The organism is Serratia sp. BNK-4, from assembly GCF_048685115.1.
Lineage (GTDB): Bacteria > Pseudomonadota > Gammaproteobacteria > Enterobacterales > Enterobacteriaceae > Serratia > Serratia bockelmannii.
Map to the genome: position 1 here is coordinate 2853183 of NZ_JBLQTM010000001.1, position 8141 is coordinate 2861323.

The 8141-nt window shown below is 53.9% G+C and carries 10 protein-coding genes; 7 read left to right on the forward strand and 3 right to left on the reverse strand.

The genetic code is table 11. The features are described from left to right. Position 1: 1 nt before the first annotated feature. From ACMGGW_RS13745 to ACMGGW_RS13755, 3 genes are all read left to right on the forward strand, one after another. Complete coding sequence (locus tag ACMGGW_RS13745) at positions 2-490, forward strand: hypothetical protein (protein WP_071826121.1); 489 nt, start codon at positions 2-4, stop codon at positions 488-490. A 177-nt stretch (positions 491-667) separates the two neighbouring features. Further along, positions 668-1045, forward strand: coding sequence for a hypothetical protein (locus ACMGGW_RS13750; protein WP_025303308.1), 378 nt, complete (start codon positions 668-670; stop codon positions 1043-1045). Between the two features lie 53 nt (positions 1046-1098). Next, positions 1099-1797 (forward strand): hypothetical protein, encoded by a 699-nt coding sequence (locus tag ACMGGW_RS13755; protein ID WP_043138728.1) that lies wholly within the window; start codon positions 1099-1101, stop codon positions 1795-1797. A 97-nt stretch (positions 1798-1894) separates the two neighbouring features. Here ACMGGW_RS13755 and sbmC read toward each other — a convergent pair whose 3' ends face one another. Continuing rightward, complete coding sequence (sbmC, locus tag ACMGGW_RS13760) at positions 1895-2362, reverse strand: DNA gyrase inhibitor SbmC (protein WP_043138732.1); 468 nt, start codon at positions 2360-2362, stop codon at positions 1895-1897. A gap of 23 nt (positions 2363-2385) precedes the next feature. Beyond that, the gene (kynA, locus tag ACMGGW_RS13765; RefSeq protein ID WP_025303311.1) at positions 2386-3228 is read right to left on the reverse strand and encodes a tryptophan 2,3-dioxygenase; all 843 of its coding nucleotides are present in this window, start codon (positions 3226-3228) and stop codon (positions 2386-2388) included. A 297-nt stretch (positions 3229-3525) separates the two neighbouring features. On the opposite strand from kynA, the gene ACMGGW_RS13770 reads away from it, so the two are divergent. The 4 genes from ACMGGW_RS13770 to ACMGGW_RS13785 all read left to right on the forward strand — a co-directional run bounded on the left by ACMGGW_RS13770 (position 3526) and on the right by ACMGGW_RS13785 (position 7317). Then, a complete protein-coding gene (locus tag ACMGGW_RS13770) occupies positions 3526-4560 on the forward strand; it encodes a LacI family DNA-binding transcriptional regulator (protein ID WP_025303312.1) in 1035 nt (344 codons plus the stop codon). 270 nt (positions 4561-4830) lie between these two features. Then, positions 4831-6066, forward strand: coding sequence for an MFS transporter (locus ACMGGW_RS13775; RefSeq protein ID WP_016927236.1), 1236 nt, complete (start codon positions 4831-4833; stop codon positions 6064-6066). A gap of 21 nt (positions 6067-6087) precedes the next feature. Then, a complete protein-coding gene (locus ACMGGW_RS13780) occupies positions 6088-6852 on the forward strand; it encodes an SDR family NAD(P)-dependent oxidoreductase (RefSeq protein ID WP_043138736.1) in 765 nt (254 codons plus the stop codon). A 48-nt stretch (positions 6853-6900) separates the two neighbouring features. After that, positions 6901-7317, forward strand: a complete 417-nt coding sequence (locus tag ACMGGW_RS13785; RefSeq protein WP_043138738.1) for an RbsD/FucU domain-containing protein — start codon at positions 6901-6903, stop codon at positions 7315-7317. Positions 7318-7367: 50 nt separating this feature from the next. Here the strand turns inward: ACMGGW_RS13785 and ACMGGW_RS13790 are convergent, their stop codons facing one another. Further along, positions 7368-8102, reverse strand: coding sequence for a thioesterase II family protein (locus ACMGGW_RS13790; protein WP_164067359.1), 735 nt, complete (start codon positions 8100-8102; stop codon positions 7368-7370). Positions 8103-8141: the final 39 nt, after the last annotated feature.

An 8141-nucleotide genomic window follows, 5' to 3' on the forward strand; every position in this document is an offset into this window, starting at 1 on the left:
AATGCAACTAGATACTTATGACGGAACACTAGAACTCGCGGGAATAACGCTAGGTACAGCGACAACCCGAGAAATGCTAATAAAAGGCTCCAGATTGTGGGAGGGTTGGCCAGAAAAGTCAGATGGTAGGACTACATCATACAGAACAATAATCAGTACAAAAAAAGAAAAAGCCGGCGATATATATATAATTGCCGACTTCTCCGGGGCCTTCATTACAGATGCAGTGCTTTGCAGTTGGCGTTTTGCGCCTGAAAAACTCATGATGGGAATACAAAAAAAAGTAGAAGGTGCTATTACCAAAAATCTTCGAACATGGTTTTATGAAAAAACTCATATACAACTTCCAGTTAGTGGTTCATGGGGGCATATTGACGCTGCTTATGACCCACATAATTTAACGGGAACAATAGTGTGCAACTATCGCAGTGCATTTCATACTGAGGATGAATGGCGAAAATATTGCAAAAGGAATAACATAATTTATTAAAAAAGAGGAAACTCATCCACATTATTATATAAAAATTCACACACTCACTCCATAATGCAGAGTGTGTGTGATTTTTCACCCCCCCCCTCGAATATCGCAAATAACTACATCTTCACTTCGCACACTAACAATCAATAAAGGCATGAATCATTTATTCACTAGATCTATTTAAATATTATGAACAAAGAGAAAATTGTCATTACCCCATCAAACAGGCAACTATTTGATGGTAACGAAGAGCAGTTTCGTTTATTTAAAAAAGAAGTATCCATCCCTAACTCTAACGAAAAAGTACTTTATGATAACAGCTCTGCGATACCCATATGGGATATAGATGAAAACATCAGGAAGGCGATCGCAGAAAAAATAAGCGGGATAAAAGTCATAGAGTACCCATATGACCCAATACCTTCATATAAAAATGAAAATCTGGATATCTACATTCAGAATGTAGAGTCGGAAATGCACAAAAACAGAATAACAATAATCACGGCGACGGGTGAATCACAACCAGCAAGATATAAGATAAAGTTGCTGGGTTTCATTTTTCACTAGCGCTCTCTTAGAGGCGACCCCACTGAAATCTTTATAACACTCTGAGGTAACAGATGATGAATATTTCCTGGGATATCGCCAACTTTAATATATCAATGAAAAGCCAGTACAGTGATATCTATGAGTTAGAAAATGATATCAGTAATTTCTTTGGAAGCAGTAATTTTAGTGAAATGGACTCCCTTGACTGGTTTTTAATCAACAAGAAAACAAACGAGCTTTCTTTTTTGTTGTTGAGCGTTCCTTCTTTTTTTAAAGCATCAAGCGAGCGTCATGCCCTTGATGTTGACTCATTACGAGAAATAAAATTATCAGAATGTATCGGTAGCTTCGTATCTCACGTCACTATTCAAGACGAAGCAGTTTTCCAATCCAAAGAGAACATTTTAATTGTCGCATCGGATACATCGGTCATCGTTTATAAGACACCAATCAAAGAGGGTCTTTATTTCTTGTTGGGCTGTGATTTTTCGTATCATGGGTTTTTATTGCTCAGTGCGACCCATCATATCCCAGGGGAAACACCACCATCAGATGAGACAATTTCCGATTCGTTATTCTTAAGAATGCTAGATTTGTGCAACCAAGATTTTTATGATGCCATGGACGAGCAAGATGAAAGATGTTTATCCATAATAAACCAGTTAGAGAAGGATTGTTTGGCATATCAAAAGATAGACGTTCGCTTACTGCAAACAATAGATTTTATAAAAAACCTTAAATATACATTCTATGATATAGACATGGAATAATTATCTTATGACTGTTCCTCTTTTAAATGAATCTTTAAATATCCCATCAAAAGGCTCCCAAAGAGCCTTTTGATATGCTACCGCGCCGTTAGCCCCCTCACCACTTCTTCACCGTCTGGTAAATCTCGAGGTCGAAATAGCCGTCGGCCTCGCAGTCGTTGAGATAGTGCTCATAGCTCACCCCCTCAACCGGCTGGTAGCCGCTGGCCGGTAGCAGCTTCTGATAGAACTCGCCCCACACCCGCTCGAAATCGCCATCGCTGATGCGCACGTGGTAGACCGCATACTGCCCGGCGGGCAGCGTCTGCACGGTCACGCCCTCGCTGCCCGCCGGCAGCGCGAAATCGTCCGCCACGCTTATCACTACGTCGGCACGCAGCTTTTCCGGCGCCACTTCCGCCGGATCGTCCCAATACAGCACCAGCCATTTGCCAAACGGCACGCCTTGGCGTTTCCGCCATGCCAGCAGTTGCTGCGAGCCCTGCGGGATGGTCTGCGGATACGGCCCCACGACTCTCACTCCCACCACCTTCTCCGCCGCTTTATCGATAATCCTCACGCTCATCGCCCTTATCCTCCCACGTTATTTCAGGCACCGATTTCGGTGCGCACGTCCAGCAGCTCGGGGAAAAAGGTCAGATCCAACGCCTTTTTCAGGAAGCTGACGCCGCTGGAACCGCCGGTACCTGACTTAAAGCCAATGATCCGCTCCACCGTTTTCATATGGCGGAAACGCCACAGATGGAAACTCTCCTCGATATCCACCAGCTTCTCCGCCATTTCATAGGCTTCCCAGTAGGTCTGCGGGTTGTCGTAGATCACTTTGAACGCCGGCAGCAGATCCGGGTTGCGCTGGTAGGGCTGCGTCCAGTCACGCTCGAGGCACTCCTGCGGGATCGGCAGGCCGTGGCGTGCCAGGTACAGCAAGTATTCGTCGTACAGGCTCGGCGCTTCGAGGATCGCCTTCAGCGCGGCGTGCTTTTCCGCATCGCTGCTAAACACCGCCAGCATGGCGGCGTTCTTGTTGCCGAGCAGGAACTCGATCGATCGGTATTGGTGCGACTGGAAGCCCGATGAGCTGCCCAGCACGTCGCGAAACTCGACGTACTCCGACGGCGTCAGCGTTTCCAGCACCGCCCACTGTTCGAACAGCAGCCGCTGGATCTGTTTGACGCGCGCGAGGATTTTGAAACAGTGGCTGAGTTTGTCCTGCTGCACCAGCCGCACCGCCGCCTGCAGCTCGTGCAGCATCAGCTTCATCCACAGCTCGGAGGTTTGGTGCTGTATCACGAACAGCATTTCGTCATGATGCGGCGGGTTGGAGAGTGGGTGCTGGCAGTCCAGCAGCGAGTCCAGGCACAGGTAGTCGCCATAGCTCATGCGTTTGGAAAAATCGGTGACAATCGCGCTTTCTAATTCCCGTTTGTTCATCTGTTCTCTCCGTTGCGCCCAGCGCCCCATCGGCCTGGAACGTGCCGCAAAGAGAAAACAATAGTACAGAACCCGCCGCCCCGAAGGGCGATAAACGAGAGGTGCTTCGCAGATCTCACTCATCTGCGTTAACACATTGCCCCTCTCCCCCTGTGTTGTTTAGTAAACAACACGGCTGCCGCCTGACGATTCTCACAAATGCGCAATCCCATGTGCGCAGCGCCCCGGTTCCAGCTTGCCTGCGGCCGGCTTCCCTTATAGATTGCAGGCTAACGGCAGGCAGCAAGGTATCGGCAAATGGCAAATATTCGTGATGTGGCGCGGTTGGCCGGCGTGTCCATCAGCAGCGTGTCGAACCTGCTGAACAATCGCAGCCACCAGATGAGCGCGCAGACCCGTGAGCGCATCGAACGGGCGATGGAAACCCTGGGATACCGGCCGGCCCGAGCGGCGGTGCCCGCGCCGCAGGCGAAGATCATCGGCCTGCTGCTGCCGTCGATCGTCAACCCGAGCTTTTCGGCGCTGGCGCATGCGGTCGACGGCGCGGCGCGGGTTCACCGTTACCGCGTTTTGCTCGGCAACGCCTACCGCCAGGAACAGGAAGAAGCCGCGTTTATCGACGATATGTTCCTGCACGGCGTGCGCGGCATCATCGTAGCGGCGAGCGACATTCGCCAGACTCATTTTGTTCGGGCCGCCGAGCGAGGCATGAAGATTGTCAGCTACGACAGCCCGTTCGCCGAGCCGATGGCCACCGATACCCGACTGTTCGACAGCGTGTCGATGGACAATATCGCCGCCGGGCGCCTGGCCGCGCAGCACCTGCTCGAGCGCGGCTGCCGACACATCGTGTTCGCCACCGAAGCGACGCTAACCGTCGGGCGCAGCCACAAGATCGACGGTTTTCTGAGCGCGCTGGGGCACAGCCTGAGCGAACGCCAACGGGTGATCGAAGGCAAAGCCAACAGCGCCTACGGCGACACGGAAATGTTCGAATTGGGGCTGACGCTGGCGCCGCGCGTTCTCGCGTTGGCACCGCGCCCGGACGGCATCGTGGCGATTAACGATGCGCTGGGCATCGGGCTGATGGTGGGCCTGCGCGCCGCCGGCATCCAGGTGCCCGCAGACATCTCGGTGATCGGCATCGATAATATCGCGCTGGCCGGCCTGGCCGAACCGGGGTTGACGTCGATTGGCCCACCGCTGGCGGAGATGGCGCAGCTGATGGTCGAACGCCTGATCGGCCGTATCAACAATGATTTGCAACCGCCCGGCGAGTTTCTCTTCCCGCCGTCGGTCATCAGCCGGCGCTCGGTCAAAACCGCCGGTTAATACGGTAAAAACGACTTTCCCAGACGATGCGCAGCCGGCATCGTCCGGATCGTCGCAGCTAAAAGCAGAAAAAATAGAATCGTCGCAATAAATAAACGGCGCGACGCTTTTATGCACGCAACGTCGTTATTCAGCACGCCGCTCATGACTTTGGGCTGGGCCGCTATTATTCCGATTAACCACATGGGAAAAACCATGATGAAAAAAACAATGCCAACGGATATTGAACGCAGCGCCATCAGGAAATTGACGCTGCATATTGTCCCCCTCATGATCTTATTGTATTTCCTGGCCTTTCTCGACCGCAACAATATGGCCTACGCCGCTAAAGCGTTGGAAGATAATCTGGGATTGACCGCCTCGGCTTTCGGCTTCGCCTCCGGGATTTTCTTTATCGGCTATTTCTTGTTTGAAATACCCAGCAACGCCGGCACCATTAAATTTGGCCCGCGCATCTGGTTCGCCAGAATATTAATTTCCTGGGGCATCTTCGCGACCCTGCTCGGTTTTGTGCGCACGCCGCTGGAGCTGTATATTTGCCGTTTTATGCTGGGCGTGTGCGAAGCCGGTTTCTTTCCCTCGGTGGTGTATTACTTCACGGTTTTCTTTCCGGAGAAATACCGCACCAAAATTCTCGGCATGTTTATCATCGTCCAGCCGCTGTCCAACGCGGTCGGCTCGCCGATTTCCGGCTTTATTCTCAATATTCAGCATGACTGGTTCGGGTTCGCCCCCTGGCAGCTGCTGTTTATCCTCGAAGGGCTGCCGCCGATCGTCATCGGCCTGCTGATCCCGTTCCTGATCAAGAACTCCCCCAAAGACGTCGGCTATCTGAACGTGGAGGAAAAAGCCTGGCTGATGAGCAACGCCGGCCGCTCCAAATCCGGCTCTAAAATCACGCTGGCTGACTTCCTGAAGGGGATTAAAAACAAGAAATACCTGCTCTACGCGCTGCTCAACTTCGGCATGGTGTGCGGCATTTATGGCTTCGGCACCTGGCTGCCGTCGATCATCAGCGCCCTCTCCGGCGGCGATATCTTCCGCGTCAGCCTACTGGCGCTCATTCCCTACGGCCTGGCCGCGCTGCTGGTCTATCCGTGGAGCCTGTGGGCCAGCAAAACCAAAAAGCTCGGCGTATTTGCCGGCCTCAGCATGGTGGTTGCCGCCATCGGCCTGATGGGGGCGGTGACGTTTTTTAAATACGACCCGCTCGTCGCGCTGTCGTTCCTGTGCATCGCCGCCATCGGTATCTACACCGCCGTGCCGCCGTTTTTATCCATGCCCGCCAATATCTCCACCGGCGCGGCTGCGGCCGCCGGGCTGGCGGTGGTCAGCTGCATCGGCAATATCGGCGGTTTTGTCGCCCCCTATGCGGTGGGCGTGCTGAACGATCTGACCGGCAGCAGCGCGCCGGGGCTGTTTTTCCTGGCCTCGTGCCTGCTGGCCACCGGGCTGATCTGCATTTTCTACTGCGCCAAACAGCGTGAAGGCGTCATCAATTCTTAACGAACCAATAAGGAGTCAATCATGGGCGATCTTGCGGGCAAAAAGGTCTTTATCACCGGAGCGGAACAGGGCATTGGCCGCGCCACTGCGGAGCGGCTGATCAAGGCCGGTTGCGACATCTATTTTCACTATCACAGCGACGAAAGCGGCCCCAAGGCGCTGGTGGCGCTGGCCCATTCTCTGGGGCAAAAAGCCGCTTACGGCTACGCCGATCTCATCGATACCGACGAAACGCTGCGCTGCGTCGCGGCCGGCGCCGAGTTTCTCGGCGGCATCGATATTCTGGTCAATAACGTCGGCGGCATCGTCGGGCGCAAATGGCTGGGCGAGATCGACCGCGCCTTCTGGCAAACCGTGATCGACGTGAACATGACCACCATGCTGAACGTGACGCAGAGCGCGCTACCGTTCCTGAAGGCGGCGGCAAACGGCGCCAGCATCGTCAACCTGGCCTCGCAGGCCGGCCGCGCCGGCGGCCACTCCGGCTCGCTGGTCTATTCCGCCACCAAGGGCGCGGTGCTCACCTGGACGCGCTCGCTGGCGGCGGAGCTGGGCGAGCACGGCATCCGGGTAAACGCGGTGGCGCCCGGCCTGATCCTCGGCACCCGCTTCCATAATCGCCACACCACCCAAGAATCGGCGGAGGAAACCGTTCGCGCCATCCCGCTGGGCCGCGCAGGCACGCCGGACGACGTGGCGCGCGCCATCGCCTTTCTGGCAGCGGAATACGACGGCTTCATCTCCGGCGCCACTCTTGATATCAACGGCGGCATCTACCGCATGTAATTCAGCTGCGGGCGGCACGGCTGCCGCCCCCTATTCAGGTATCGCCTTATGATTAAATCCGCCATCACCCACCCGCCGCTGCTCGCCGCGCTGGCGCAATGCGGGCATAAAACCCAGGTGCTGATCGCCGACGGCAACTACGCCTGCATGACCCACGCGCCGAAAGACGCCACCGTGGTCTATCTGAACCTGGCGCCCGGCACGCTCGCCGCTCCGCCGATCCTGGAAAAACTGCTGGCCTGCATCAACGTGGAAAGCGCGGCGCTGATGGCCTGCCCGCCGGACTTCACCAACACTATCGAAGCCGAATACCGGCAGCTGCTGCCAGAACATTGTCCGATCGAATACCTGCCGCGCGAGGCGTTTTACGCCGCGGTCAAATCGGATCGGACGTTGCTGGTGATCGCCTCCGGCGAACAGCGCCGCTTCGCCAACCTGCTGCTGACGGTGGCGCCGGTGGTGTGATGACGCCATTGCGTTAATGGCGGTTGTGCCCCAACCGCCATACCTGCGCTTTACGCCAGCTGCTGATTCACGATATCCGCCACTTCTTTCGGCTGATGATTGATGAAGAAATGATCCGACGAAACGGTGTGCAGACCGATATGCGCGCTTGTATAGCGCGCCCAAGCCGCCATGTCCGTCTTGGAAACAGTGCTGTCGCGGCTGCCGTGAATCAACACCAAAGGATAATTGATTGTCTTCTCCTTCAACGCCCGTTTCATATGAAAATTAATCGACAGCTCGTTGCGTATAATAGGAAAAAATAAGCTTCTGAAATCAACGTCATCCAAAATATCAGGTTGAGTTCCGCCATAACGACGCAATACTTCGGCCATTTCATCATCATCTGAATGCATCGGATCATGCTTAAAATCCGTAATGTGCGGCGGTGCTTCTGCGGCGATAAAAATTCGCGCCGGCGGTTTATCCTTAGCGATAAAACGACTCGCCAATTCAAAGGCGAATAATCCGCCATTGCTGTGACCAAGAAATGAGTACGGTTTTCCCGACATCAGGCTCGTGGCTTCTCGTTCAACCTCATCCAAAATTTTGTAGACATCATTGCACAACGCCTCTGAAAAGCGGCGCCCATTGCCGGGCAGTTGCATGGCGTACACGGACGTATTGCTATTGACGTAGTGAGAGAATGGCACGAATACCTCGGCATTTCCGGCGGCATAAGGGAAACAAAATAAAATATGCTCATCATCCCCACCGGTACCCCTTTTTATTTGCTCAAACCACATACGGCTTCCTCTGCTTTGCAAGAATATGACGCTATCCGC

Excerpts from the sequence above, each read along its gene's own strand:
- sbmC (WP_043138732.1), bottom strand. The coding sequence starts at position 2,362 with ATGAGCGTGAGGATTATCGATAAAGCGGCGGAGAAGGTGGTGGGAGTG.
- ACMGGW_RS13770 (WP_025303312.1), top strand. The coding sequence starts at position 3,526 with ATGGCAAATATTCGTGATGTGGCGCGGTTGGCCGGCGTGTCCATCAGC.
- ACMGGW_RS13755 (WP_043138728.1), top strand. The coding sequence starts at position 1,099 with ATGATGAATATTTCCTGGGATATCGCCAACTTTAATATATCAATGAAA.
- kynA (WP_025303311.1), bottom strand. The coding sequence starts at position 3,228 with ATGAACAAACGGGAATTAGAAAGCGCGATTGTCACCGATTTTTCCAAA.
- ACMGGW_RS13745 (WP_071826121.1), top strand. The coding sequence starts at position 2 with ATGCAACTAGATACTTATGACGGAACACTAGAACTCGCGGGAATAACG.
- ACMGGW_RS13780 (WP_043138736.1), top strand. The coding sequence starts at position 6,088 with ATGGGCGATCTTGCGGGCAAAAAGGTCTTTATCACCGGAGCGGAACAG.
- ACMGGW_RS13775 (WP_016927236.1), top strand. The coding sequence starts at position 4,831 with ATGATCTTATTGTATTTCCTGGCCTTTCTCGACCGCAACAATATGGCC.
- ACMGGW_RS13790 (WP_164067359.1), bottom strand. The coding sequence starts at position 8,102 with ATGTGGTTTGAGCAAATAAAAAGGGGTACCGGTGGGGATGATGAGCAT.
- ACMGGW_RS13785 (WP_043138738.1), top strand. The coding sequence starts at position 6,901 with ATGATTAAATCCGCCATCACCCACCCGCCGCTGCTCGCCGCGCTGGCG.
- ACMGGW_RS13750 (WP_025303308.1), top strand. The coding sequence starts at position 668 with ATGAACAAAGAGAAAATTGTCATTACCCCATCAAACAGGCAACTATTT.